At 71.6% G+C, this 23,787-nt stretch carries 22 protein-coding genes; 9 read left to right on the top strand and 13 right to left on the bottom strand.

The window, feature by feature from the left end:
• The first annotated feature begins 32 nt into the window (after positions 1–32).
• Both ACFOY6_RS11690 and ACFOY6_RS11685 read left to right on the top strand, forming a co-directional pair.
• Complete coding sequence (locus ACFOY6_RS11690; RefSeq protein WP_109514944.1) at positions 33–683, top strand: GOLPH3/VPS74 family protein; 651 nt, start codon at positions 33–35, stop codon at positions 681–683.
• A gap of 68 nt (positions 684–751) precedes the next feature.
• Positions 752–1,453 (top strand): SDR family oxidoreductase, encoded by a 702-nt coding sequence (locus tag ACFOY6_RS11685; protein ID WP_379650863.1) that lies wholly within the window; start codon positions 752–754, stop codon positions 1,451–1,453.
• Between the two features lie 45 nt (positions 1,454–1,498).
• On the opposite strand, the gene ACFOY6_RS11680 is transcribed toward ACFOY6_RS11685, so the two are convergent.
• Complete coding sequence (locus tag ACFOY6_RS11680; protein ID WP_379650861.1) at positions 1,499–2,542, bottom strand: 2OG-Fe(II) oxygenase family protein; 1,044 nt, start codon at positions 2,540–2,542, stop codon at positions 1,499–1,501.
• A gap of 205 nt (positions 2,543–2,747) precedes the next feature.
• A complete protein-coding gene (locus ACFOY6_RS11675; protein WP_379650859.1) occupies positions 2,748–4,448 on the bottom strand; it encodes a methyl-accepting chemotaxis protein in 1,701 nt (566 codons plus the stop codon).
• Between the two features lie 190 nt (positions 4,449–4,638).
• Here ACFOY6_RS11675 and ACFOY6_RS11670 point away from each other — a divergent pair, with 190 nt between their 5' ends.
• From ACFOY6_RS11670 to ACFOY6_RS11655, 4 genes are read left to right on the top strand one after another with little or no spacing between them, the layout of a single operon-like run.
• Positions 4,639–5,271 (top strand): GNAT family N-acetyltransferase, encoded by a 633-nt coding sequence (locus ACFOY6_RS11670; protein WP_181377945.1) that lies wholly within the window; start codon positions 4,639–4,641, stop codon positions 5,269–5,271.
• Positions 5,268–6,158: a carbon-nitrogen hydrolase family protein gene (locus ACFOY6_RS11665; protein WP_379650857.1), complete on the top strand. Its 891-nt coding sequence runs from the start codon at positions 5,268–5,270 to the stop codon at positions 6,156–6,158. The genes ACFOY6_RS11670 and ACFOY6_RS11665 overlap by 4 nt, the downstream gene beginning before the upstream one ends.
• Positions 6,155–7,309, top strand: coding sequence for a lipid-A-disaccharide synthase (lpxB, locus tag ACFOY6_RS11660; protein WP_379650855.1), 1,155 nt, complete (start codon positions 6,155–6,157; stop codon positions 7,307–7,309). Before ACFOY6_RS11665 ends, lpxB begins: the two co-directional genes overlap by 4 nt.
• 24 nt (positions 7,310–7,333) lie before the next feature.
• Positions 7,334–7,759: an acyl-CoA thioesterase gene (locus ACFOY6_RS11655; RefSeq protein ID WP_379635125.1), complete on the top strand. Its 426-nt coding sequence runs from the start codon at positions 7,334–7,336 to the stop codon at positions 7,757–7,759.
• 126 nt (positions 7,760–7,885) lie between these two features.
• Here ACFOY6_RS11655 and ACFOY6_RS11650 read toward each other — a convergent pair whose 3' ends face one another.
• The 8 genes from ACFOY6_RS11650 to ACFOY6_RS11615 all read right to left on the bottom strand — a co-directional run bounded on the left by ACFOY6_RS11650 (position 7,886) and on the right by ACFOY6_RS11615 (position 17,382).
• Complete coding sequence (locus ACFOY6_RS11650; RefSeq protein WP_379635127.1) at positions 7,886–8,950, bottom strand: ABC transporter ATP-binding protein; 1,065 nt, start codon at positions 8,948–8,950, stop codon at positions 7,886–7,888.
• The gene (locus tag ACFOY6_RS11645) at positions 8,947–9,948 is read right to left on the bottom strand and encodes an ABC transporter ATP-binding protein (RefSeq protein WP_379650853.1); all 1,002 of its coding nucleotides are present in this window, start codon (positions 9,946–9,948) and stop codon (positions 8,947–8,949) included. The genes ACFOY6_RS11650 and ACFOY6_RS11645 overlap by 4 nt, the downstream gene beginning before the upstream one ends.
• A complete protein-coding gene (locus ACFOY6_RS11640) occupies positions 9,948–11,381 on the bottom strand; it encodes an amidohydrolase family protein (protein ID WP_109514937.1) in 1,434 nt (477 codons plus the stop codon). The genes ACFOY6_RS11645 and ACFOY6_RS11640 overlap by 1 nt, the downstream gene beginning before the upstream one ends.
• Before the next feature lie 26 nt (positions 11,382–11,407).
• The gene (locus tag ACFOY6_RS11635) at positions 11,408–13,000 is read right to left on the bottom strand and encodes an ABC transporter substrate-binding protein (protein WP_379650851.1); all 1,593 of its coding nucleotides are present in this window, start codon (positions 12,998–13,000) and stop codon (positions 11,408–11,410) included.
• 90 nt (positions 13,001–13,090) lie between these two features.
• Positions 13,091–13,984 carry an ABC transporter permease gene (locus ACFOY6_RS11630; RefSeq protein ID WP_109514935.1) on the bottom strand — a complete coding sequence of 298 codons (894 nt, stop codon included), beginning with the start codon at positions 13,982–13,984 and terminating at the stop codon, positions 13,091–13,093.
• Between the two features lie 2 nt (positions 13,985–13,986).
• Positions 13,987–14,928, bottom strand: a complete 942-nt coding sequence (locus ACFOY6_RS11625; protein ID WP_379635133.1) for an ABC transporter permease — start codon at positions 14,926–14,928, stop codon at positions 13,987–13,989.
• A gap of 4 nt (positions 14,929–14,932) precedes the next feature.
• Complete coding sequence (locus tag ACFOY6_RS11620; protein ID WP_379635135.1) at positions 14,933–16,609, bottom strand: amidohydrolase; 1,677 nt, start codon at positions 16,607–16,609, stop codon at positions 14,933–14,935.
• A complete protein-coding gene (locus tag ACFOY6_RS11615) occupies positions 16,606–17,382 on the bottom strand; it encodes a class II aldolase/adducin family protein (RefSeq protein ID WP_379650849.1) in 777 nt (258 codons plus the stop codon). Before ACFOY6_RS11615 ends, ACFOY6_RS11620 begins: the two co-directional genes overlap by 4 nt.
• 327 nt (positions 17,383–17,709) lie before the next feature.
• Here ACFOY6_RS11615 and ACFOY6_RS11610 point away from each other — a divergent pair, with 327 nt between their 5' ends.
• Positions 17,710–19,323, top strand: coding sequence for an ABC transporter substrate-binding protein (locus ACFOY6_RS11610; protein WP_379650847.1), 1,614 nt, complete (start codon positions 17,710–17,712; stop codon positions 19,321–19,323).
• 133 nt (positions 19,324–19,456) lie between these two features.
• On the opposite strand, the gene ACFOY6_RS11605 is transcribed toward ACFOY6_RS11610, so the two are convergent.
• Positions 19,457–20,227: a class II aldolase/adducin family protein gene (locus ACFOY6_RS11605; protein WP_379650845.1), complete on the bottom strand. Its 771-nt coding sequence runs from the start codon at positions 20,225–20,227 to the stop codon at positions 19,457–19,459.
• Entirely contained in the window at positions 20,227–21,168 is a 942-nt protein-coding gene (locus ACFOY6_RS11600; RefSeq protein ID WP_379650843.1) for a 2-hydroxyacid dehydrogenase, read from the bottom strand. Before ACFOY6_RS11600 ends, ACFOY6_RS11605 begins: the two co-directional genes overlap by 1 nt.
• A 236-nt stretch (positions 21,169–21,404) precedes the next feature.
• On the opposite strand from ACFOY6_RS11600, the gene ACFOY6_RS11595 reads away from it, so the two are divergent.
• Positions 21,405–22,730, top strand: coding sequence for an NAD(P)/FAD-dependent oxidoreductase (locus ACFOY6_RS11595; RefSeq protein WP_379650841.1), 1,326 nt, complete (start codon positions 21,405–21,407; stop codon positions 22,728–22,730).
• A 13-nt stretch (positions 22,731–22,743) separates the two neighbouring features.
• On the opposite strand, the gene ACFOY6_RS11590 is transcribed toward ACFOY6_RS11595, so the two are convergent.
• Positions 22,744–23,502, bottom strand: coding sequence for a hypothetical protein (locus tag ACFOY6_RS11590; protein WP_379635141.1), 759 nt, complete (start codon positions 23,500–23,502; stop codon positions 22,744–22,746).
• Between the two features lie 60 nt (positions 23,503–23,562).
• On the opposite strand from ACFOY6_RS11590, the gene ACFOY6_RS11585 reads away from it, so the two are divergent.
• The coding region (locus ACFOY6_RS11585) for a hypothetical protein (RefSeq protein ID WP_379650839.1) at positions 23,563–23,787 on the top strand (225 nt) is incomplete at its 3' end.

The raw sequence follows: 23,787 nt of genomic DNA, 5'->3' as shown, positions 1-23,787 counted from the left end.
ACCACGATGAACCACCGCACCGGAGAACGCCCATGCCGCTGACCATGCCGGAGGAGATCCTCCTGCTCATGCTTGATGACGAGACGGGCCGCCTGACCGACCGCGCCGCGCCCTCGGGCGACTACGCGCTGACCGGCGCCATCCTCGCCGAGCTGCTGCTGGAGGAGCGCATCGCCACCGAGCCCGGCCGCCTCTCGGTGCGCGACGCCACGCCGACGGGTGACGCGGTGCTGGACGAGGTGCTGGGCCGCATCGCCGCCGAGGCGGAGCCGCGGGGCAACCGCTGGTGGATCGAGACCCTGTCGCGCGACGCCGACCGCCACCGCGACCACTATTTCAACCGCCTGATCGAGCGCGGCATCCTGAAGGCGGAGGAAGGGCGCTTCCTCTGGATCTTCCCCGAGCGCCGCTACCCGCAGATCTCCGACAAGGAGGAACGCGAGGTGAAGGCGCGGCTGATGAACGTCATCTTCGAGGAGGGCGTGCCGGAGCCGCGCGACTGCCTGCTGATCGGGCTGACGCGGGCCGCCGGGCTGTTCCCGATGCTGCTGGCCCCCACCGAGCTGGAACGCGCCCAGCCGCGCATCGACGCGGTGGCCGACATGGAGCAGCTCAACCGCAGCCTCTCCGCCGCGGTGCGCGACATCTTCAACGAGGTGGCCCGCTACGCCCCGATGATGTGAGGCCCCGGCGCGGCGCCGCCCCGCAGCGCGGGGCCGGCCCGCGCGTTGCACGATCCATGAGCCAGACCATGACCCCATCCTCCCCCGTCGCCCTCGTCAGCGGCGCCGCGCACGGCATCGGCGCGGGCATCGCCAGCCACCTGAAGCGGGAGGGCTGGCGCGTCGTCACCGCCGACCTCAACCCGGGCGAGGCCGGCACGCGCCATGTCATCGCCGATGTCTCGGACGAGGCGGCGGTCGGCGCGCTGGTGGACGGCATCGCGCGGCAGGAGGGGCGGCTGGACGCGCTGGTCTGCAATGCCGGCATCATGGTGCGCAAGCCGCTGGCCACGCTCTCCCTCGCCGAATGGAACAAGGTGCTGGGCACCAACCTGACCAGCGCCTTCCTGCTCGCCCGCGCCGCCGAGACGCTGCTCCGCGCGGCGCGCGGCAGCATCGTCACCATCGCCTCCACCCGCGCCCACATGTCGGAGCCGGACACGGAATCCTACTCCGCCACCAAGGGCGGCATCCTGGCGCTGACCCATGCGCTGGCCGTCAGCCTCGGCCCCGACGTGCGGGCCAACTGCGTCAGCCCGGGCTGGATCGATGTCAGCGGGGAGGCATTGCGGCCGGAGGACCACGCGCAGCATCCCGCCGGGCGGGTCGGGCGCGTCGAGGACATCGCGGCGCTGGTGGCGTGGCTGGTGGGGCCGCAGGCCGGCTTCGTCACCGGCGGTGAGTTCGTCGCCGATGGCGGCATGACGCGGAAGATGATCTACGCCGAATGAGGCAGGCGGGGGGAGCACGGCTCCTCCCGCTGCCTTGGCGGCGTGTCAGCGTATCGCCACGCCGCGCTCGCCCGCCGCCTCGCGCTCGGCGATGAGCCGCTTCTCCTGCTCCGCCCCCGCCGCATCCGTCAGGAAGGTGAACAGCGCGAAGCGCCGCCCCTGCGTGACGGGCTGCGCCTCGTGCAGCAGGTCGCAGCAGAACAGCGCCGCGCCGCCCGCCTCCGGCTCGTAGAGGTCCGGGCCGAATTCGGGGAAGCGCAACGCGCCGCCCTGGTATTCGCCCGTGTTGAGGTTGAGGCTCATGGCGAAGCGGCGATGCGCGGTGAAGGGCGTGCGGTTGTCGCGGTGCGCGCCGAAGCCGCCGGCATTGGCGGCGTCGTAGCAGCCGAGGCGCGGCGCCTCGAAGCTGGCGGCACGGAAGCGGAAGGCGCGCCACAGCTCCGGCAGCACGCGCCGCTCCAGCCGCTGGCGGAAGGTGGCGTAGAGCGCGCGGTCGTCCAGCCAGACATCGGTGCGGCGCTTGATGCTGGCGGCCGCCCCCTGGCCGGTGGCGGAGGCCACGCGGTCGCGGCTCTTCTCGCCCTTCTCCCAATGCGCCAGCAGGGCGGCGATCAGCGCCGGCTCCAGCACGCCCGGCACCAGCAGCACCGGCGCGCCGCCGCGGCGGATGACGGGTGGCGCGGCGGCGGGCCTCGGCAGGGCCTCGAGCGCCGCCTCCAGCGCGCCCTCCCCCGCCTGCAGGAAGGCCAGCCGGCCGCGCGGCGAGATCACCGCCACGCCGCCTTCCGGCAGGCCGAAGGCGTTGAACAGGCGGCGCTCCGGATCGAACAGGCGCCGGGGCGCGTCCTCGAGCCGGGCGGCGGCGTCGGGGCGCTGCGGCGCCACCAGGAAGAGCCGCGCGTCCAGCGCGGCCGCGCGGGCCTGCGCCGCCTCCGGCCGCGCCGGGGGGCGGCCCAGCACCAGCACGCAGGACAGGCCGGCCAGGCTCTGGTGGAACAGGTCCACCGCCTCGCCCGCCGCGTCCGGCAGGGCGATGGGCGGCAGCAGGTCGCCGGGGAGGAGGGTGTTGGTCAGAGGGGTCTGGGCCATGCCCCATAGTGCCGCCGCCGGCCCGGCCCGGCCAGAGGGGGGCCTCCCTCACGAGGCGGGGAGGCCCGGTGCCGGGCCGTGCAGGAACACCCCCAGGGCGCGGCGCACAGGCACGAAATACGCGCAGCAGCGCCACGGCGCGGCGCTGCGCGGCTGGCCGCCTGACGGTGGAGAGGAGACCGCGGCGCGGTTCCGGCGCGGCGGCTCAGGCGGCCCGGACCTGTTGTAGGAAGCCGCCGATCGTCCCTTCCAGTTCGCCAGACTGGCGCGAGACGGCCTCGGCCGACCGGAGCAGCTCCTGCGCCATCGCCATGGCCTGCTGTGCCGAGCGGCTGACCTCGCCGATGCTGTGCGTCACCGACTGCGTGCCGGAGGCGGCCTGCTGCACGTTGCGGGCGATCTCGTTGGTCGCGGAACCCTGTTCCTGCACGGCGGCGGCGATGGCGGCGGCGATCTCGTTCACCTCGTTGATGGTGTTGGCGATGCTCTGGATGGCTGCCACCGCCTCGCGCGTCGCCTGCTGGATCTGGCCGATCTGCCCGCCGATCTCCTCGGTGGCGCGGGCGGTCTGGCTGGCGAGGTTCTTCACCTCGGACGCCACCACGGCGAAGCCCTTGCCCGCCTCCCCCGCCCGCGCCGCCTCGATCGTGGCATTGAGCGCCAGCAGGTTGGTCTGCCCGGCGATGTCGTTGATCAGGTTGACCACCTCCCCGATGCGCTGGGCGCCTTCGGCAAGGGCGCGCACCGTGGTGTCGGTGCGCTGGGCGGCGCTGGCCGCCTCGGCCGCCACGCGGGAGGATTGCGCCACCTGGCGGGAGATCTCGGCGACGGAGGCGGAAAGCTCCTCGGCCGCGGCCGCCACGGTCTGCACATTGGCGCTGGCCTGCTCGGCGGCGCCCGTCACCTCGCCGGCCTGGCGGCAGGAGCTGCCGGCGCCGTCCGAGAGGCTGCGCGCCGAGCCCTGCAGCGCCTGGGCGCCGCCGCGCAACTGCTTGACCAGCCGGGCGGCGCGGGTGTCGAAATCCCCCACCAGGCGCGCCAGCGCATTCGCCCGCTCCTCCATCCGCGCCTTCTCCCGCAGGCGCTCGGCCGCCATCCGGTCCACCTCCAGCATCTTCTCGCGGAACAGGAGGGCGGCGCGGGTGATCTCGGCCACCTCGTTGCTCCCCGAAGGCTGCGGCAGCACGACATGGTGCTCGCCATGGGCGCTGCGCATCATCAGGGCCGCCAGTTGCCGCAGGGGCCGCACGGCGCCAATGCCCAGCATGGCGAAGCCGGCGCCGACCGCCAGAGCGATGCAGAAGACCACGGCCATCAGCGCCTGGAAGCCGCCGGAGGTCTCCCGCGACTGCTGCGAGATGGCCCGGTTGCTGGCTTCCTGGAGGTCGATGAAGGCGTTGATGCGCTTCAGCCATTCGGTGAAGCTCGGCGCCGCCTGCTGCATCAGCATCCGGTGCGCCGCCTCGCCGCGGCCGGCCTCCTGCTCGGCGACGACCTGACGGATCTGCGGCAGGGTGCGCGATTCGATCTCCTTGATACCGGCCAGGATCTCGCGCTCCCGCGCCGTGATGTCGCTGCGGCGGGCGAACATGGTGTCGAGCGCGGTGGCGGATTCGGCGTAGAACCGCGCCAGCCTGTCGATCTCGTCGATGGCGGAGCGCCGCTCCTGCGGCGTGCCGGCCAGGACGACATCGCGCAGGCTGATGGCGCGGTCATGCACGCTGCCGCGGAAGTTGATCGCGTAGCGCTGCTTGACGCTGTTCACGTCGTTCATCAGGGTCAGGTTGTCGTTGATCCCGTTGACCTGGTGGATGGCCACGCCGGTGATCATCGCCATCAGTGCCAGCATGGCCGCGAAGCCCGCCATGATGGCCGTACCGAGACGCAGCCTTGCAAGCAGCGGCATGAGGCGTTTCCCAATGATGCGGGGGCGGGTCGGAGACATTCCGGCTGGCCCGCCTGCAGCCTCGCCGCCCTTTCCCCAAGGACGTCCCCACCCTAGTCACCATGCGTTGAAAGAAGGTGAGCATGGCGGAGAGGCCGGGCGGGCCCGCCCCCTCTCGCCGCCGCGCCGCAAAACCTTTATCCGGGGAGGCATGGTCGCTTCCTCCCTCCGCTTCGAGACGCTGCGTGGCGGCGCGCTGCACCCGCTGCTGCCGGCGCTGGCCCGGCTGCGCATCGCGGTGTTCCGCGACTGGCCCTATCTCTACGAGGGCGACGAGGCCTACGAGGCGCGCTACCTCCGCGCCTATGCCGATGCCCCCGGCGCCGCCGTGGTGGTGGCGCTGGACGGGGCGGAGCCGGTCGGCATCGCCACCTGCGAGCCGATGGGCGAGACCCATGGCACGGTGCGCGCCGCCTTCCTCGATGCCGGGCTGGACCCCGCCCGCTACACCTATTTCGGCGAGAGCGTGCTGCTCGCGCCCTACCGGGGCCAGGGGGCGGGGGTGGAGTTCTTCCGCCGGCGGGAGGAACACGCCCGCAGCCTCGGCACCGACCACGCCGCCTTCTGCGCCGTGCTCCGCGACGCGGCGGACCCGCGCCGCCCGGCGGACTACACCCCGCTCGACGCCTTCTGGCGCAAGCGCGGCTATACTCCCTACCCCGCCCTCGCCTGCACCATGCGCTGGCAGGAGCCGGGCGGGACGGAAGAGGTGCCACACCGCCTCTCTTTCTGGCTGAAATCCCTCACCGGGGCGCCGCTGCCCGCGCTGGAGACCCAAGCATGAGCCGGACGCTCCGCCTCGCCCTGCTGCAATACCCCGTCGAGCGCCCGGGCAGCGTCGCCGCCTGGGAGGCCAAGCTGGACCGCTGGCTGGACGAGGCCCGCGCGCGCGGCGCCGAGATGGCGGTGCTGCCGGAATATGCCTGCGTCGAGCTGGGCTCGGCGCTCGCAGGCCGGTCCCCGGCCGGGGAGGCGGAGGAGCTGGCCGCCATGGTGGAGGCGGCGCCCGCCATCCTGGCCTCGATGCGTCACGCGGCGCGGCGGGCCGGCCTCTGGCTGGTGCCCGGCTCCCTGCCGATGCGCGACGCGGACGGCGCCATCCGCAACCGCGCGCCGCTGATCACGCCGGAGGGCACGCTGGCCTTCCAGGACAAGCACGCCATGACGCGCTTCGAGACGGAGCGCTGGGGCGTGGCTTCCGGCGCCGCGCCGGTGGTGTTCGACACGCCCTGGGGCCGCATCGGTCTCTCCATCTGCTACGACAGCGAGTTCCCCAAGCATGTCCGCGCCCAGGTGGAGGCCGGCGCCTGGCTGGTGCTGGTGCCCACCTGCACGGACACGCTGCACGGCTTCAACCGCGTGCGCTTCTCCGCCGCCGCGCGGGCGCTGGAGAATCAGTGCTTTGTCGCCATCGCCCGCACCGTGGGCGAGGCCGAGTGGTCGGCGGCGCTGGACCGCAACCGCGGCTACGCCGCCGTCTTCGGCCCGATCGACCGCGGCTTCCCGGAGGATGGCGTCATCGCCCATGGCGCGCTGGACGCGCCGCAATGGATCTACGCCGATCTCGACCCCGCGCGCATTGCCCGGGTGCGGGAGGAAGGCGCGGTGCGCAACCACCGGGACTGGCCGCGCCAGGGCTTCCCCGAGCCGGCCGTGGCGCGCTTCGCGTGACGCTGCTCTACCTCGTCGCCGGCGAGGCCTCGGGCGACATGCTGGGCGCGCGGCTGATGGCCGCGCTGCGCCGCCGCCGCCCGGACCTCACCTTCGCCGGGGTGGGCGGCGAGCGCATGGCCGAGCAGGGCTTCCACAGCCTGTTCCCGATGCGCGAACTGGCGCTGATGGGTCTGCTGGAGGTGCTGCCCAACCTCCGCCGCCTCGCCCGCCGGCTGGACGAGACGGCCGCCGACATCGCCGCGCGCCGCCCGGCCCTGGTCGTCACCATCGACAGCCCGGGCTTCACCCTGCGCGTGGCGAAGCGCGCCAAGGCCCAGGGGTTCCGCGTGGCGCACTATGTCGCGCCGCAGGTCTGGGCCTGGCGGCCGGGGCGGGTGAAGCGCATCGCCCGCGAGGTGGACCGCATCCTGGCCCTGCTGCCCTTCGAGGCGCCCTTCTTCGAGCGCGCGGGCATCCCGGTCAGCTTCGTCGGCCATTCCATCCTGGAATCGGGCGCCGACCGGGGGGATGCCGCGCGCTTCCGCGCCGCGCACGGGCTGCGGCCCGAGGAGCGGGTGCTGCTGGTGATGCCCGGCAGCCGGCGCAGCGAGGTGGGGCGGCTGCTGCCCGTCTTCGGCGAGGCGCTGGCGCGGCTCTCGGCCCGCGTGCCCAATCTGCGCCCCGTGGTGCCGCTGGCCGGGCCGGTGGAGGAGGCGGTGCGCGAGGCCGCGGCGTGCTGGCACCCCGCCCCCATCCTGCTGCGCGGCGTGGTGGAGAAATACGACGCCTACGCCGCCGCGCGGGAGAATGGCGCGGGGCTGATCAAGTCCGGCACCTCCTCGCTGGAGGTGGCGCTGGCCGGCGTGCCGATGGTGGTGGGCTACCGCGTCAACCCCCTCACCGCCGCCATCGTGCGGCGGCTGATCAAGGTGCGCTTCGTCAGCATCGTCAACCTGCTGGCCGATGCGCCGGTGATCCCGGAATTCCTGCAGGAGCGCTGCACGCCGGCGCTGCTGGCCGAGGCGCTGGAGGAGCTGCTGACGCGGCCCGGCCCCGTCGCCACCCAGCGCGCCGGCTTCGAGCGGGTGATGAACCGGCTGCGCCCGCCGCAGGGCCTGCCCAGCGAGGCCGCCGCCGAGGCCGTCCTCGCCATGCTCGACGAAGGCTGAACGCCCCACCCCGGAGAAGACACCATGCCCAACGACCCGATGCTGCGGAATGCCGGCGCCTACCCCCTCTGGACGGAGGAGCGCATCCGCTTCGGCGACACGGACCGGCTGGGACATGTGAACAACGCCGTCTATGGCACCTATCTGGAGACGGCGCGCGTCGAGCTGATGCAGCGCCTGCTGCGCGGGCCGGAAACCTATTTCGTGCTGGCCCGCATGAGCATCGACTACCTGGCCGAGATGCAGGAGCTGGGGCCGATCCGCATCGGCACCGCCATCACCGGCATCGGGCGCAGCTCCTTCACCACCGGGCAGGGCATCTTCCAGGGCGAGACGTGCTCGGCCACGGGGGATGGGGTGGTGGTGCTGGTGGATGCGGCCACCCGCCGCTCCACGCCGCTGCCGGCGGATGTGCGGGCAGCGCTGGAGGAACTGAGCCTGAAGAAGTGAGGCATTCTTTTTTGGAAAAAAGAACCAAAAAACTTTTGTCAGTTGGCGCGGCGCTGATGGAGAGCGCAACGCCAAACTGACAAAGTCTTTTTGCTTCTTTTTCTTCAGAAAAAGAAGGGACTTCGCTTACGCCGCTTTCCGCCGCGCGGCGTCGTAGAGAGCGAGGCGCTTCGTCGCCGCCTCGGTCAGGCCGCCCGTATAGTCCAGCCCCGGGTCGGGCAGCGTCTCGGCGAAGTGGCAGGCCACGCGCTGGCCGGGGGTGATCTCGCGGAGTTCCGGCACTTCCTGCTTGCAGCGCGCCTGCGCGAAGGGGCAGCGCGTGTGGAAGCGGCAGCCCGGCGGCACCGCCATCGGGCTCGGCACGTCGCCGCCCAAGGGGGTGACGCGGCCGCGCCGCGCCGGGTCGGGGTGCGGGATGGCGGCGAGCAGGGCACGGGTATAGGGGTGGCGCGGATTGGCGAACAGCGCGCCCTTGTCGCCGATCTCCATCACCGCGCCGAGATACATGACGGCGATGCGGTCCGCCATGTGCTTCACCACGGCGAGGTCGTGCGCGATGAACAGGTAGGACAGGCCGAGCCGGGCCTGGAGGTCCTTCATCAGGTTCACCACCTGCGCCTGGATCGACACGTCGAGCGCCGAGACCGGCTCGTCGCACACCACCAGGTCCGGCTCGACCGAGAGGGCGCGGGCGATGCCGATGCGCTGCCGCTGCCCGCCCGAGAATTCGTGCGGGTAGCGCTCGGCGTGGAAGGGCGCGAGGCCCACCAGACGCAGCAGCTCATGCACCTTGGCGCGGCGGCTGGCATTGTCGCCTATGTTGTGCACCACCATCGGCTCGGCGATGGCATCGCCCACCGTCAGGCGCGGGTTGAGGCTGGCATAGGGGTCCTGGAAGACGATCTGCATGCGCCGCCGCAGCAGCCGCATCGCACCGCCCTCGACCTTCGTGACATCCTTCCCCTCGAAGTGGATGGTGCCGGCGGAGGGCTCGATCAGTCGCAGCACCAGCCGCGCCGTGGTGGACTTGCCGCAGCCGCTTTCACCCACCAGCGCCAGCGTCTCGCCGCGGTTGACGTGGAAGGAGACGCCATCGACGGCGCGCACCGTGCCGACCTGCTTCTGGACGATGACGCCCTTCTTCACCGGGTAGTGCTTGGTCAGGCCGGAGACTTCCAGCAGGGGACTCATGCCGCGCTCTCCAGGGACAAGGCGTTCTCGACGGGGGCGCGGATGCAGGCCGCCTGGTGGCCGGGCGTGATCTCGCGCAGCGGCGGCAGCTCCGCCCGGCAGGGGGCGATGGCGAAGGGGCAGCGCGGGTTGAAGCGGCAGCCCTCGGGGAAGGCGAAGGGCGGCGGCACGCTGCCGTCGATCGCCAGCAGCCGCTCCCGCTCCTCGTCGAGGCGCGGCACGGAGCCGAGCAGGCCCAGCGTGTAGGGGTGCTGCGGGTCCTCGAACAATTCGCGGGCGGTGGCGCGCTCGGCCACCTTGCCGGCGTACATCACCGCCACCTCGTCCGCCATCTCGGCCACCACGCCGAGATCGTGGGTGATGAGGATGATGGACATGCCGGTATCGGCCTGCAGCTCGCGCAGCAGGTCGAGGATCTGCGCCTGCACCGTCACGTCGAGCGCGGTGGTCGGCTCGTCGGCGATCAGCAGGCGCGGCTCGCAGGCCAGCGCCATGGCGATCATCACGCGCTGCCGCATGCCGCCCGAGAGCTGGTGCGGATACTCGTCGAAGCGCCGCTCCGGCGAGGGGATGCGCACGCGCTTCAGCGCCGCGATCGCCTTGTCCTTCAGCGCCGAGGCGTTCAGCCCGGGCGAGTGCACGTGCATCGCCTCGGTCAGCTGGCGCCCGACGCTGTGCACCGGGTTGAGGCTGGTCATCGGCTCCTGGAAGATCATGGCGATCTGCCCGCCGCGCACCTGCCGCATCTCGGTGGTGGAGAGGTCGAGCAGGTTGCGCCCCTCCAGCAGCACGCGGCCTTCCACCGTGCGGCCGGGGGGCGGCACCAGCCGCATGATGGAGAGCGACAGCATCGACTTGCCGCAGCCGCTCTCGCCCACGATGCCCAGCGTCTTGCCGCGCGGCACGGAGAGGTCGATGCCGTCCACGGCACGCACCAGGCCGGAGGAGGTCTTGAAGACCGTGCGAAGGCCCTCGATACGCAGAAGATCCGGCTGCATCACGCCCATCGGAAAGTGGGAGGGGAAATCTTGTCGACCGGGCGGTGCGCCCAGTCCTGCTGCGGCGCGCGGGCGACGATGCGCTTCTGCGCCTCGTCCAGATGCGCGGCCGCGCCTTCATAGTCCATGGTCAGCACCTTGCCGTCCCGCACCACCGCCTGGCCGTCGACATGGACGGAGCGGATGGCGCGGTCGCCCGCGGCGTAGATCAGGCTGCGCATCGGGTCGCGGGCGGGGCGCATCTGCGGGTGGGTCACGTCCACCATGACGAAATCCGCGCGGCAGCCTGGGGCGAGCCGGCCGATATCGTCACGGTTGAGCGCGGTCGCGCCGCCGATGGTCGCCGCGTCGAACAGGTCGGTGGAGGAGAGGCTGCGCGGGTCCTCGGACTGGGTGCGCGCCAGGTAGGAGACCAGCCGCAGCTCGTCGAGCATGTTGTGCGGATAGGTGTCCGTGCCGACGCCCATGTTGACGCCGCGCTTGCGGTAGCGCCCGAAGGACCGCATGGCGATGCCGCGGCGGGCGAAGACCGTCGGGCAATGCGCCACCGTCGTTCCCGTCGCCGCGAGGCGATCCAGGTCGTTCTCGGTGTGCCACTTCGTCCGCGGGTGGTCGTCGAGGAAGATGCCGTGGCCGATGATCGAGCGCTCGGAGAGCAGGTCCATGCTGTCGAGCCAGCCGATCGGCGTGAAGCCGCTGCGGCGGGTGATCTCGTGGAACTCGTGGACGCTCTGCGCCGCGTGGATCTGCCAGGAGAGATTTCTCTTCGCGGCCTCCTGAAAGCTCTCCCGCAGGAGAGTTTCCGAGCAGGTGTCGATCTGCGCCGGCACCACCATGCCGAAGAGGCGGCCGGAGGAGTGCTGCTCGGCGCGCTCGATCAGGCTGAAGGCCTCGGCCATCGACTTCTCGCCGGCGGCCTCGTCCCAGGCGTACTCGACCGTGTGGCCGTTCTTGGTGGCCCAGCGCGCCGAGCGGAACATCGGCGCGATGCAGACCCGCATGCCGCTCTCGCCCAGCAGGTCGAGCCAGCCAGGATGCGCCATGGAGAGATCGGCCACCGTGGTGACGCCGGAGAGCAGCAGCTCCGACAGTGCCACCCGGACGCAGGAGGGCACCGCCTCCGCATCGGCCCGGAAGATCGGCATGTATTCGTAGAGCGAGGAATTGTAGAGGCCGGGGGAGCCGATCTCGTCGATCAGCCCCTTGTTCATCGGCTCGCTGGAGGGATGGCAGTGGATGTTCACGAGGCCGGGCATGACCATCATGCCCTTGCCGTCGATCACCTCGTCCGCCGGGCCGTCATAGCCGCGGCCGACGAAGGTGATCTGGCCGTCGCGATAGGCCACCTCCGCATCCGTGAGATAGATGTGCTGCTTCTCGGCCGCGTCCCAGGCGATCACCAGGTCGGCGTTGCGGATGACGGTGGTGGTCATGTCCCCTGCCCTTCCCTGTCCGTGGTTCAGCGCGTCAGCCGCAGGTCGAGGCCCTTGTAGAGGCCCGCGCCATAGAGGCCGTGCGCCTTGGCGCCTTCCACCCGCTGCGCCGCGGCGAGGTAGAGGCTCTCCCGCGCGATCGGGAACCAGACGTTGTTGCGCGCGACGATCTTCTGCACCTCGGCGATCGCCTTGGCGCGCTCCTCGGCGGAGAGCGCGGTCTTGGCGGTGTTGAGCAGCTTGTTGGTCGCCTCGTCGTTCCAGTTCATGCGGTTCGGCGTCGGGCGGTTGGCGCCGTCGAAGTAGAGGGCGAAGCCGTCGGTCGCCGAGATGTAGGGGTAGGACATCACGAAGCTGTCGAACTCCTGCGTCGCCAGCTTGCCCCAGGCCACCGTCGCGTCCCAGAGCTGGATGCGCAGGTCGATGCCGACGCGGCGCAAATCGGCCTGCATCGCCTCGGTCATGCGGCGCCACTCGGCGGTCTGGATGCCATAGACGTTGAAGGAGGCGCGCTCGCCGCCCTTCTCGCGGATGCCGTCGGCGCCGGGCTTCCACCCCGCCTCGTCCAGCACCTTGCGGGCGGCGTCGGCGTTGAACTGCGGCACCAGCTTGGCGGCCTCGGCGTCATAGCCCAGCGTGTTGGGGTTGACATAGGCATCGGCCGGCTCGGCGGCGCCGAAGAACACGGCCTTGACCAGCGCCTCGCGGTTGACGGCCATGTTCACGGCCTGGCGGATGGCGGGGTCGTTGACCACCGGCTTGTCCACCTTGAAGCCCAGGAAGTAGTCCCAGAAGTAGTTCGGCTGGGTCGACATCTTGATGGTGGGCAGGCGCTGCAACTGCGCGACCGCGAAGGGCGGCACGTACTGGGTGATGTCGCCCTGGCCCGTCTGCAGCGCGGCGAGGCGGGTGTTGGCCTCGGGGATGATGCGCCAGATCACCTTGCCGATCTGCGGGCTGCGGTTCTGGTAGATCGGCGGGCCCCAGGTGTAGTTGGGGTGCTTGGTCAGCACCAGGTCCTGGCGCGGGGTCCAGGACTGCCAGCAATAGGGGCCGGTGCCGTTGAAGCCCTGCACGCCGAAATTGGCGCCGAGCTTCTCCACCGACTCCTTGTCGACGATCGAGGCGAAGAACAGCGTCAGCTGGTAGAGCAGCTCGCCATAGGGCTCATTCAGCTCGTACTCGACCGTGTAGTCGTCGGTCGCACGAATCTCCTTGATCGGGCCGGCGCGCCACTTCACGGGGCTGCGCGTCTCCGGCGCCACCCAGCGGTTGATCGAGTAGACCACGTCCGCCGCCGTCATCTTCTTGCCGTCGCAGAACGTCACGTCCCGGCGCAGCTTGAAGGTGTAGAGCTTGCCGTCCTCGCTCACCGTCCAGCTCTCGGCCAGGCCGGGCTTGACCGTCTTCTGGTCGAAGTCGAGCGAGACCAGCGTGTCGGACATCATGTAGATGACCTCGCCGGCGCTGCGCGCGGTGGAGCGCGCCGGGTCGTAGCGGTCGGCGTCGTATTCGCGCAGCACCACCAGCGTGTCGCGCGGCGCGGCCTGCGCCAGCGCATCCGCCACCGGGACGGTCGCGGCCAGCGACAGCAGCGCGGCCCCCAGGGTCTTCTTCATCCACTCTCTCCCATCGGCCCGTCGCATCCGCGCGGGCCTGTTATCCGAAGCCTCCGGCCCGGCGCGGGGCCGGGCCGCCTCATTGGCGCGTCAGACCCGCAGGCGCGGGTCCAGCGCGTCGCGCAGCGCGTCGCCCAGCACGTTGAAGGCCAGCACCACCACGAAGATCAGCACGCAGGGGATGACCGCGATGTGCGGGGCGAAGAACAGGAAGTTGCGCCCCTCGGACGCCATCGCGCCCAGCTCCGCCACCGGCGGCTGCGCGCCGAGGCCGAGGAAGGACAGCGCCGAGCCGAGCAGGATCACCTGCCCGAAGCGCAGCGTGGCGAAGACGAAGATCGGCGACAGGCAGTTGGGCGCCAGGTGGCGCAGGATCAGCCGGGCATCGTTCATGCCGGTGGCGCGCGCCGCCTCGATGTAGTCCTGCCGCATGATGACCAGCGCCGCGCCGCGCACGATGCGCGCCATCAGCGGCACCGTGGCCACCGAGAGGGCCAGCACCACCGCCGGCACGCCGGGGCCGAAGATGGCGGCGATGGCGAGGCCGAACAGGATGGCGGGGAAGGACAGCAGCACGTCCATCAGCCGCATCAGCAGCCCGTCGATGCGGCGGTAATAGGCGGCGGCGAAGCCCACCAGGGCGCCGATGCCACCGCCCAGCAGCACCGAGGCCAGCCCCATCATCATGGTGATGCGCAGGCCGTAGAGCAGCCGGGTGATCATGTTGCGGCCCTGGCTGTCGGCGCCGAGCAGCAGCCCGTTGGTGCCGGGCACCGCCATGGCGTTGGCCAGGTCGTTGTCGAAGGGGTCGGTCGGCGCCAGCCAGGGCGCCAGCAGCGCCGCCAGCACCAGCGCCACCACCAGCACGAAGGCGAAGGCCGCCACCGGCTCGCGCAGCAGCCGCTTCAGCATGCCCGGGCGCCGCGGCGCCGTGGGCTGGACCGGCGTGGCGGCGGTGGCCGCCACGGAATTCGCGCCGGCCATGCTCAGCCTCCACGCATGCGCGGATCGAGCGCGACATAGAGCACATCGACCACGAGGTTGACGAGAATGAAGCCCAGCGAGAGCACGATGATGGTGCCCTGCGCCATCGGGAAGTCAGAGGACAGGATCGCGCCCACCGCCAGCCGCCCGACGCCCGGCCAGGAGAACACCGTCTCGGTGACCACCGCGCCGCCGAGCAGGAAGCCGATCTGCAGGCCGATCAGCGTGACCACCGGGATCAGCGCGTTGCGCAGCGCGTGGTGCAGCACCACGGCGCTCTCGCTCAGCCCCTTGGCGCGGGCGGTACGCACATGCTCGGCACCCAGCACCTCCAGCACGGCGGTGCGCGTCATGCGCGCCACGGGGGCGATGAACACGCCGCCCAGCGTCAGCGCCGGCAGCGCGATGGAGCGCCAGCCCTCGACCGTCCAGAGCGGCCCGCCGCGCCCGGTGAAGGGCAGCCACTGCCACTGGAAGCCGACGAACCAGATCAGCATGAGCCCGAGGAAGAACACCGGCACCGAGCCGCCCGCCACCGAGAGGGCGGTGACGAAGCGGTCCAGCACCGAGCCGCGCCAGTAGGCGGCGACGGTGCCGAGCGCGATGCCGATCGGGATCGACCAGAACAGCGAGGCGAACATCAGCTCCAGCGTCGGGCCGATGGTGCCGCCCAGCTCCTGGGTGACGGCGACGTTGTTGATGATGGAGACGCCGAGGTCGCCCTGCAGCAGGCGCCACAGATAGATGCCGAACTGCACGTAGAGCGGCTGGTCGAGGCCCAGCTCGCGCCGGATCTCCTGCACCAGCTCGGCGGTGGCGGTGGGGCCGGCGCGGACGATGGCGGGGTCGGTCGGCACCACCTGCATCAGCAGGAAGCCGATGAGCAGCACCCCGAACATCACGGGCACCGTCATCAGCAGGCGCTGGAAAACATGACGCAGCATGGTGTTAGTTCGCAGCTCCGGCCAGGGCGTCATCGGCCGCGGCGGCCTCGCCGTGGCGGTCGAAGATGACGCGCCCGCCGCGGAAGGTGAGGTCCGCCTGGGTGGTCAGGATCTCCTCCGGCGCGCAGGCCATAAGGTCGCGCGAGAAGATGGCGATGTCGGCCTGCATGCCCGGCTCCAGCGTGCCGCGCTCGGCCTCGGCGAACTGGCTGTAGGCGCCGCACCAGGTGTAGCAGTGCATGGCCTGCTCCGGCGTCAGCCTCTCGCCCTCGCCCAGCACGGTGCCGCGGCTGGTCTTGCGGGTGACCATGGTGAACAGGTTGATGAACGGGTCCACCGTGCAGACGGGGCTGTCGGACGAGGCGGCGGGGTGGTGCCCCTCCTCCAGCCAGGTGCGCATCGGGTAGGCCACCTCGGTGCGCTCGCGCCCCAGGTTGCGGACGTAGAGGTCGCCGAACTCGTACATGAACACCGGCTGCGGCACCGGCAGGATGCCGTGCGCCAGCATCCGCTTCCGCTGCGCGGCATTGAGGAAGCCGCAATGCTCGATGCGGTGGCGGCGGCCGGCGAGCGGCGCGCCCTCGCTGTCCGCCATCTCCATCGCCACCAGCACCTGCTCGATGGCGGCATCGCCGATGGCGTGGATGTCGAGCTGCCAGCCCTGGCGGTGGTAGTGGCCGAGCATCTCCTGCATCGCGCTGTCGGGAAAGCAGAAGATGCCGGTGCCGCCGCCCGCGCTCTCCAGGTAGGGGTCGAAGAAGGCCGCCGTCAGCCCGCCGGCCGAGCCGTCGCCGAACACCTTCACCGCACCCCAGGCGAGCATCTCATCGGCCGTGGCGCCGGCGGAGATGTTGGGGCGCAGCCCCGCCTCCCAGGCCTGCTTCGCGATGCCCTCGGGGTTGCCCGCCAGCACCTGCCACATGCGCTGGCCGAGCTTCCCCTCGGCCGCGGCGCGGCGATAGGCGGCGATCTCGGCGAGGCCCGCCGTCATGCCCACATTCATGTCGCTGGCCGAGGCGAAGCCGAGGGCCGCGAGGTTCTGGCCGGCCTTCTCGATGGCGGCCACCATCTCCGTCTCGGAGGGCGGCGGCATGATGTCGCGCACCAGCCGCATCGCGCGTTCCTGGAACAGGCCGGTGAGGCGCCCGCCCTTGCGCTCGATGGCGCCGCCCTCGGGGTCCGGCGTGTTGTGGCCGACGCCGGCGAGCTTCATCGCCATGCTGTTGGCCACGGCCACGTGGCCGCAGGTGCGCGTCAGGAACACCGGATGGTCCGGCGCCACGCGGTCCAGCTCCTCGGCCAGCGGGTGGCGGCCGACATCCAGCTCGCCATGGTCGTAGCCGCGCCCGAGGATCCAGCCGCCCTTCGGCGTCTCGCGCGCGGCGGTGGCGACGCGCTTCAGGATCTCGTCCAGCGAGCGGACATTGTCCTCGGCGCGGAGGTTCACCTGGGAGAGGCCGAGCCCGTAGGGCAGCAGGTGCATGTGCGCTTCGTTCAGCGCCGGGGTGGCCACGCGGCCGCCAAGGTCGATGCGGCGCGTGGCGGCGCCCGCATGGGCCTCCACCGCATCCGCCGGACCCACCGCCAGCACGCGCCCGTCCTTCACGGCGAGCGCCTCGGCGAAGCCTCCCGAGAGGCCGCGGAAGATGCGGCCGCCGGTGATCAGCAGGTCGGCGCTCATGCGCGCCAGTCCAGCTTCGAGCCCTCGATGAGCTGCAGCGCCGAGCCCCAGGCCCATTCGCTGTGCGCGAGGGAGCGCTCCGGATTGCCGTTGAACTGGGCGGCGGTCTTGAGGCGCACCTCCTCGGGCGGCAGCACCAGCTCGGCGCCGCCGGAGAGGGCGGCCACCTGCGCCTGGCAGGCGCGCTCCAGGTAGTAGATCAGGTTGAACGCCTCGGGGATGCTGCGCCCGGCCACCAGCAGGCCGTGGTTGCGCAGGATCATCGCCTTGTGCTCGCCGAGGTCGGCCACCAGCCGGTCCCGCTCGTCGAGGTCGAGCGCCACGCCCTCATAGCCGTGATAGGCGAGGTGGCCGTAGAACTTCAGCGCGTGCTGGCTGATCGGCAGCAGCCCGTGCTTCTGCGCCGAGACAGCGATGCCGGCGGCGGTGTGGGTGTGCACCACGCACACCGCGTCCTCGCGCGCCATGTGCAGCGCGGAATGGATGGTGAAGCCCGCCGCGTTCACCGGCTTGCTCTCGGCGTCGCCCTCGACGACGTTGCCGTCGAGATCGATCTTCACCAGGTCGCTGGCGCGCATCTGGTCGAACAGCACGCCGTACTTGTTGATGAGGAAGTGGTGCTCCGGCCCCGGCACGCGCGCGCTGATGTGCGTGTAGATGAAGTCGGTCATGCGGAAATGCGCGACCAGCCGGTAGAGCGCGGCGAGGTCGCAGCGGACGCGCCACTCTTCCTCGGAACAGGCGAGGCGCGCGGGTGGCGTGGCGATATTCATGACCAACTCCCCTCAGGTTAGGGGAATGTCATCAGCCGGCCGGCGCCGCGTCAACAGGGTGTGAGGATGTTTGCGGCGCAGCAAAAGGCGATCTGCCTGCCCTGCAAGCAAATCCCTGCATCGCGCGCCCGCTTCACAGGCATTGCTGTGCGGCGCAGCAAATCCGCGCCGCCCGCCCTGCGATACCTGACCGAATAGACGGAGTTGCGGGCGGTTGCAAGCGAGCGGAATGAAATCCACCGCGCTCCCCTCCCCTCTGGCGCGATTCCTGCAATCCTGTGGCGCCGACTGGCATTCCGCCATCCGCCGCGAGAAGGATTCCCGCCCGTGCTTTCCCGTCTCCACACCGTAGCGGCCGCGCCGCTGCGGGCAAGCCTTCTGGCGGCCGGCGCACTCGCCGCGCTGCTCTCGCCGGCCGCCGCCCAGGCGCCCGCGCGCGAGGCCACGCTGCGCGTCGTGCTCAGCAACGAGCTGACCAGCATCGACCCGGTGCTCTCCACCGCCGCCTTCGTGCGCAACCACGGCTTCATGGTCTACGACCAGCTCTTCGCCGTGGACGGCAAGGGCATCGCGCGGCCGCAGATGGTGGAGAGCCACAGCGTCTCCGCCGATGCCATGACGCACCGTTTCACGCTGCGCCCTGGCCTCGCCTTCCATGACGGCGCGCCGGTGCGCGCGGCCGATGCGGTGGCCTCGATCCGCCGCTGGGGCCAGCGCGACGTGGTGGGCAAGGCGCTGGCCGCCTCCACCGCCTCGCTCGAGGTGATCGACGAGCGCAGCTTCGAGCTGAAGCTCTCCCGCCCCTTCGGCCCGGTGACGGATGCGCTGGCGCGCTCCACCGCCAGCGCGCTGTTCGTCATGCCCGAGCGCGTGGCGAACACTCCCGCCACCACCGCCATCACCGATGCCACCGGCTCCGGCCCGTTCATCATGGACCGCGAGAACTGGCGCATCGGCGACCGCGCCGTCTATCGCCGCAACCCGGCCTACACGCCACGCGCCGAGCCGGCCGATGGCCTGGCCGGCGGCAAGGTGGTGAAGGTGGAGCGGCTGGAATGGCTCGCCATGCCGGATGCCTCGGTGGCCGCCAGCGCGCTGAGCAATGGCGAGATCGACTTCGTCGAGCACCCGGCGCCGGACCTGCTGCCGCTGCTGCAGAAGGCGCGCGGCGTCACCGTCGGGCTGATCAACCCGGTGGGCAGCATGGTGTGGCTGCGCATCAACCACACCCAGCCGCCCTTCGACAACCCGAAGGCCCGGCAGGCGCTGCTGCACGCCATCGACCAGAAGGAGGTGCTGCAGGGCCTCGGCATCCCGGCCGAGGACCAGGTGCCCTACTGCCCCGCCTACTTCATGTGCGGTACGCCGCTGGAGAGCACCGCCGGCGCCGCGGGCCTGCGCGACCCCGACCTCGGCCGCGCGCGCACTCTGCTGCGCGAGGCCGGCTACGACAACCGCCCCGTGGTGTTCCTGAACGGCGCCGACAACCCGCTGAACAACGGCTCCACCCTGGTGCTGGCCGAGCAGTTCAAGCGCGCCGGCATGAACATGGACGTGCAGACGCTGGACTGGGCCACCGTGACGGTGCGCCGCAACAGGCGCGAGGCGCCGGCCCAGGGCGGCTGGAACCTGTTCGTCACCATCGCCAACGCGCTGGACGCGGGCAGCCCGCTCTCCAACCTCTATCTCGCCAGCCCCTGCGAGGGCGGCCTCACCGGCTGGCCCTGCGACGCGAAGCTGGAGGAGCTGCGCCGCGCCTGGTGGGAGGAGCCGGATGCCGCCAAGCGCCGCGCCCTGCTCGACGCCGTGCACGCCCGCGCCTACGAGGTGCTGCCCTACATCAATGCCGGGCAGTTCCGCACCAGGTCGGCCTGGCGCAGCAACCTGACCGGCGTGCTGCCGGCCACGGTGCCGGTGTTCTGGAACGTCGAGCGGAAGTAAAAGGCTGAGAAAGGTTCTTTTTTGAAAAAAAGAACCAAAAAACCTTTGTCAGTTTGGCGGTGCGCCGGTTGAGGGCGCGCCGCCAGACCCGAAAAGTCTTTTTGCTTCTTTTTCTTCAGAAAAAGAAGATCCTTCAGTCCCGGTATCCGGGCTGCTCGCGGTCCATCTTCCGCTTCAGCGCCTGCCAGGGCAGCCAGCCCTTCACCGGGCTGTCCTTCGCCTGGGCGCGCACCCGCTCCACCATCTCGGCCGAGGGCATGGAGAGCGGCGCGCCGGTCGATTGCGCCGCCACCTGGATGCGGCAGGACTGCTCCAGATAGTACATCCAGTAGAAGGCCTCGCCCACCGTGCGGCCGATGGTCAGCAGCCCGTGGTTGCGCAGGATCAGGCAGGGCTTGTCGCCCAGGTCGCGCACGATGCGCTCGCGCTCGGCGAGGTTGTCATCGGCCGCGATCCCCTCGTACTCGTGGACCGCCACGCGGTCGTGCAGCTCCATGTTCATCTGGTTCAGCGGCAGCAGGCCCCCCGCCTGGGCCGCCACCGTCATGCCGGCCAGGGTGTGGGTGTGCATCACGCATTGCGCCCGATCCACCGCGCGGTGCACGGCGGAGTGGATGACGAAGCCCGCCGGATTCACCGGCCAGGCGGTCTCCTGCAGCGGCTCGCCCTCCGCATCCACCGCCACCAGCGAGGAGGCGGTGATCTCCTCGAACAGCAGCCCGTAAGGGTTCACCAGGAAGCGGTGCCCCTCGCCCGGGATGCGCACGGAGAGATGGGTGTAGACGAGGTCCGTCATGCCGAAATGCGCCAGCAGCCGGTAGGCGCAGGCGAGGTCCTCGCGCAGCTCGCGCTCGGTGAGGGGCCGCTCCGGGTCGGGGCGGACGGGGGGCGGGGGCAGCGGCATCAGTAGCCTCGCTCGGGGTCGTAGAGGTTGGGCAGCGGGCGGCCCGCCTCGAAATCGGCGATGGCGCCGGCGAGGTAGCGGGCGCGCTCCGGCCGGCTGGCCATGGAGGCCACATGCGGCGTCACCGTCACCTTGGGGTGCGCCCAGAGCGGGCTGCCGGGCGGCAGCGGCTCCTCCTCGAACACGTCCAGCACCGCGCCGGCGAGATGGCCGGAATCGAGCGCCGCCAGCAGGTCTGGCTCCCGCAGGTGGGAGCCGCGCCCGGCATTCACCAGCTCCGCCCCGGGCGGCAGCTGCGCCAACAGGCGGGCGTCGATCAGCCCTTCCGTCTCCTTCGTCGAGGGCAGCAGGCAGACCAGGATGTCGGTGCCGGCGAGGAACTCGGGCAGCTCCGCCGCGCCGGCGAAGCTCCGCACGCCGGGGATGTCCTTGCGCGAGCGCGCCCAGCCACGCACGGGGAAGCCCACCGATTGCAGCATCCGCGCCGCGTGGCCGCCGAGATTGCCGAGACCCATGATGCCGACCGTGCGGTCCGCGGCGTAGTGGCGCGTCTCGCGGTGGCGCCATTCGCCGGCCGCCTGGCCGAGCGCGAAGTGCCGCGCGTCCCGCAGCAGCGAGAGGCAGGACCAGAGGATGTACTCGCCCATGCGCTGCGCCGTCGCCTCGCCGCCCATGCGCACCAGCGGGATGTGGCGCGGCCAGGCCGGGTCGCAGGTGATGTGGTCCACGCCGGCGCCGGAGGAGAACACCGCCTTCAGCCTGGGCAGGCTCGCCAGCCAGCCATGCTGCGGCTCCCACACCAGGACGTAGTCCACCGCCTCCGGCGGCACGGCGGGGTCGGCCCACCAGCGCACGGTGATGCGCGGGTCCACCGCACGGAAGCATTCCTGCCAGTCCGGCACCGCCTGCTCGCCGCCGGACTTCACCAGTAGCGTCACCACCTGTCGCAAACCCTCATCCGCCGCCCCTCATCCTCGCCCGTCGCGAGGAGCGGAACCTGCGCCGCCACCCCGGCCGCGTCCAGGGGCGGCGCGGCGCGGCGGGGTGCTTTTCGCACCGGCCCGGGCCGCGCGGCGCCGGCCCTTTGGTCATTCTGTGCAAGGCACAGGCAGCCCTTGCAACCGGAAGGGGAACGGGGCGAGGCTGCGCCCTGGCATTCCGCATCCCCAGGGTCTCGATGAGCGACTCCTATTTCCCCTTCGCCACCGGCTTCCGCACCACCCCCTACTGGTGGGACGAGGCCGAGCCCGAGGCGCGCGACGCGGAGCTGCCCGAGAGCGCGGAGATCGCCATCGTCGGCGGCGGCTATGCCGGCTTGTCCGCGGCGCTGACACTGGCGCGGATGGGCCACGCGCCGCTGGTGCTGGAAGCCGAGCGGATCGGCTGGGGCGCCTCCTCGCGCAATGGCGGTATGGTCTCGGGCGGGCTGAAGGTGGCCACGGGGGCGCTGCGGCGGCAGCTTCCGCCGGAGCAGGTGCAGGCCATCGGCAGCGCCGCCGCCGCCAGCTTCCCCTTCCTGGAGGAGCTGCTGACGCGCGAGGCGATCGAGTGCGACTATGTGCGCTGCGGCCGCTTCACCCCCGCCTGGACGCCGCGCCACTACGAGGCGATGGCCGCCCGCGCCCCCGCCCTGCAGGCGCTCACCGGCCTGCCGGTGCGGATGCTGCCGCGCGAGCGCCAGCGCGAGGCCCTGGGCAGCGACCACTACCATGGCGGCATGCTGGCCGAGGCCTGCGGCAGCCTGCACCCGGCCAAGTATGCGCGCGGCCTGGCCGAGGCCGCCGAACGGGCCGGCGCCGTGCTGGCCGATGGCGTGCGGGTGCGCGGCATCCGCCAGCACGGCACCGGCTTCCGGCTGGACACCACCCTGGGGGAGCTGGCGGCCAACACGGTGCTGGTCACCACCAACGGCTATTCCCGCGCGCCCGATGGCGGCGGCGCCATGCCCTGGCTGACACGGCGGCTGATTCCCGTGGGCTCCTACATCATCGCCACCGAGCCGCTGGATACGGATTTCGTCGAGGGCCTCTTCCCAGGCCGGCGCATGATCAGCGACAGCCGGCGGGTGCTGAACTACTTCCGCCCCTCGCCGGACGGCACGCGCATCCTGTGGGGCGGCCGCGCCAGCTTCGCCCCCGTCGCGCCGGAGGTGGCGGCGCCGGTGCTGCGGCAGTCGATGCTGGAGGTCTTCCCCGAGCTGGCCGAGATCCGCCTGACCCATGGCTGGACCGGCAACGTCGCCTTCACCTTCGACTTCCTGCCGCATATCGGCGTGCAGGACGGGCTCTACTACGCCGCCGGCTGCCAGGGCTCGGGCGTCGCCATGGCAAGCTGGCTCGGCCACAACGTGGCGCTGAAGATGGCGGGCGCCGCCAGCGAGCCCTTCGCGCTGGACGGGCTGAACTTCCCTACCCCACCGGGCTACCGCGGCAATCCCTGGTTCCTGCCACTGGTCGGCGAATGGTACCGGCTGCGCGACAGGCTGGACCGGATGCTGGGCTGAGCGGCGCCGCCGCTCAGGAGGGCCGCAGCAGCGCGGCGCGCCAGTCGGTGGAGAGCACGGCATCGGTCAGCGCGGCGAGCGGGTAGAGCGCCACCGTCCAGGCGCCGGCGCCGGTATAGGCCAGCAGGCCCGGATAGATGGCGAAGCGGTAGTAGAGCAGCGCCGCCGCCACCGGCAGCACCAGCAGCGCCACGCGCTCCAGCAGGTGGCGCAGCAGCATCGGCGCCAGGTGGTCGGCGAGGGCGAAGGCGGCGTGGTCCGGGCTGAGGCCGAGGCGGCGCTCCAGCGTGGCCAGCGCCTCGCGCAGCAGCGTGGCGGTGAAGCCGCCGCCGGGCAGCGCGGCGCGCAGGCGGTGGTGCTGGTCGCGGATCAGGTGGAACAGGATCAGCCGCGCCTGCCGCCCCGGCGGCAGCCGCGTCACCCACCAGAAGCGCAGGTGCGGCGCCGAGAAATGCGCGGCCATGCCCACGCCATAGGCCGTCCAGCCCAGGGCCGCGAGCACGATCAGGCCGGTGGCGATGCGCTCCAGCTCCACCGGCGCCTCCAGCCACACCGCCGTGGCATGCAGCCCCAGCAGCGCCGCCAGCAGCGCGAAGGAGGGCCAGATGACGCCCACCACCTGCTCCACCACCGCGGCATCCAGCAGGGCGCGGGCCAGCGGGCCGGAGAGGCCCTTGCCATCCTCGAAGGCCTCGCGCAGCGGCGTGCCCCAGCGCCCCGCCACCCATTCGCCCAGCTGCCGCCCGGCGAAGCCCGCCGCGTTGTCCATCATCGCCGGCATCCTCGACCTTTGCGTGGAGTTTGATAGCGTCACGCCCCAAGGCAAGGCTGCATGGATTCCTTCTCGACTCTTCTGCTCGACCTCACCGGCCTGTTCCTGGCCAGCAGCACCGCCGCGCTGCGCCCGGTGGAGGCGGCGCTGCACGCGCTGCGCCCGGACGCCCCCGGCGCCGGGACGCCCGACCAGATGGCCGCCGCCGTGGCGGAGCTGGCGCGCGGGCTGGCGGCGGAGGGGCGCTTCGGCGAGCCACAGGCCGACCTCGCCGCCGCCGCGCAT

The sequence above is a fragment of the Teichococcus aestuarii genome, from assembly GCF_042651065.1.
Taxonomy (GTDB): domain Bacteria; phylum Pseudomonadota; class Alphaproteobacteria; order Acetobacterales; family Acetobacteraceae; genus Pseudoroseomonas; species Pseudoroseomonas aestuarii.
Note: the sequence above shows the minus strand (reverse complement) of the source record. Positions and strands in the feature narration are given on the sequence as shown.

Coding starts and splice junctions, on each gene's coding strand:
- ACFOY6_RS11645 (WP_379650853.1), bottom strand. CDS start 9,948: ATGCAGCCGGATCTTCTGCGTATCGAGGGCCTTCGCACGGTCTTCAAG.
- ACFOY6_RS11655 (WP_379635125.1), top strand. CDS start 7,334: ATGCCCAACGACCCGATGCTGCGGAATGCCGGCGCCTACCCCCTCTGG.
- ACFOY6_RS11650 (WP_379635127.1), bottom strand. CDS start 8,950: ATGAGTCCCCTGCTGGAAGTCTCCGGCCTGACCAAGCACTACCCGGTG.
- ACFOY6_RS11670 (WP_181377945.1), top strand. CDS start 4,639: ATGGTCGCTTCCTCCCTCCGCTTCGAGACGCTGCGTGGCGGCGCGCTG.
- ACFOY6_RS11675 (WP_379650859.1), bottom strand. CDS start 4,448: ATGCCGCTGCTTGCAAGGCTGCGTCTCGGTACGGCCATCATGGCGGGC.
- ACFOY6_RS11625 (WP_379635133.1), bottom strand. CDS start 14,928: ATGCTGCGTCATGTTTTCCAGCGCCTGCTGATGACGGTGCCCGTGATG.
- ACFOY6_RS11590 (WP_379635141.1), bottom strand. CDS start 23,502: ATGATGGACAACGCGGCGGGCTTCGCCGGGCGGCAGCTGGGCGAATGG.
- ACFOY6_RS11615 (WP_379650849.1), bottom strand. CDS start 17,382: ATGAATATCGCCACGCCACCCGCGCGCCTCGCCTGTTCCGAGGAAGAG.
- ACFOY6_RS11630 (WP_109514935.1), bottom strand. CDS start 13,984: ATGGCCGGCGCGAATTCCGTGGCGGCCACCGCCGCCACGCCGGTCCAG.
- ACFOY6_RS11640 (WP_109514937.1), bottom strand. CDS start 11,381: ATGACCACCACCGTCATCCGCAACGCCGACCTGGTGATCGCCTGGGAC.
- ACFOY6_RS11665 (WP_379650857.1), top strand. CDS start 5,268: ATGAGCCGGACGCTCCGCCTCGCCCTGCTGCAATACCCCGTCGAGCGC.
- ACFOY6_RS11680 (WP_379650861.1), bottom strand. CDS start 2,542: ATGGCCCAGACCCCTCTGACCAACACCCTCCTCCCCGGCGACCTGCTG.
- ACFOY6_RS11595 (WP_379650841.1), top strand. CDS start 21,405: ATGAGCGACTCCTATTTCCCCTTCGCCACCGGCTTCCGCACCACCCCC.
- ACFOY6_RS11635 (WP_379650851.1), bottom strand. CDS start 13,000: ATGAAGAAGACCCTGGGGGCCGCGCTGCTGTCGCTGGCCGCGACCGTC.
- ACFOY6_RS11690 (WP_109514944.1), top strand. CDS start 33: ATGCCGCTGACCATGCCGGAGGAGATCCTCCTGCTCATGCTTGATGAC.
- ACFOY6_RS11620 (WP_379635135.1), bottom strand. CDS start 16,609: ATGAGCGCCGACCTGCTGATCACCGGCGGCCGCATCTTCCGCGGCCTC.
- ACFOY6_RS11605 (WP_379650845.1), bottom strand. CDS start 20,227: ATGCCGCTGCCCCCGCCCCCCGTCCGCCCCGACCCGGAGCGGCCCCTC.
- ACFOY6_RS11685 (WP_379650863.1), top strand. CDS start 752: ATGACCCCATCCTCCCCCGTCGCCCTCGTCAGCGGCGCCGCGCACGGC.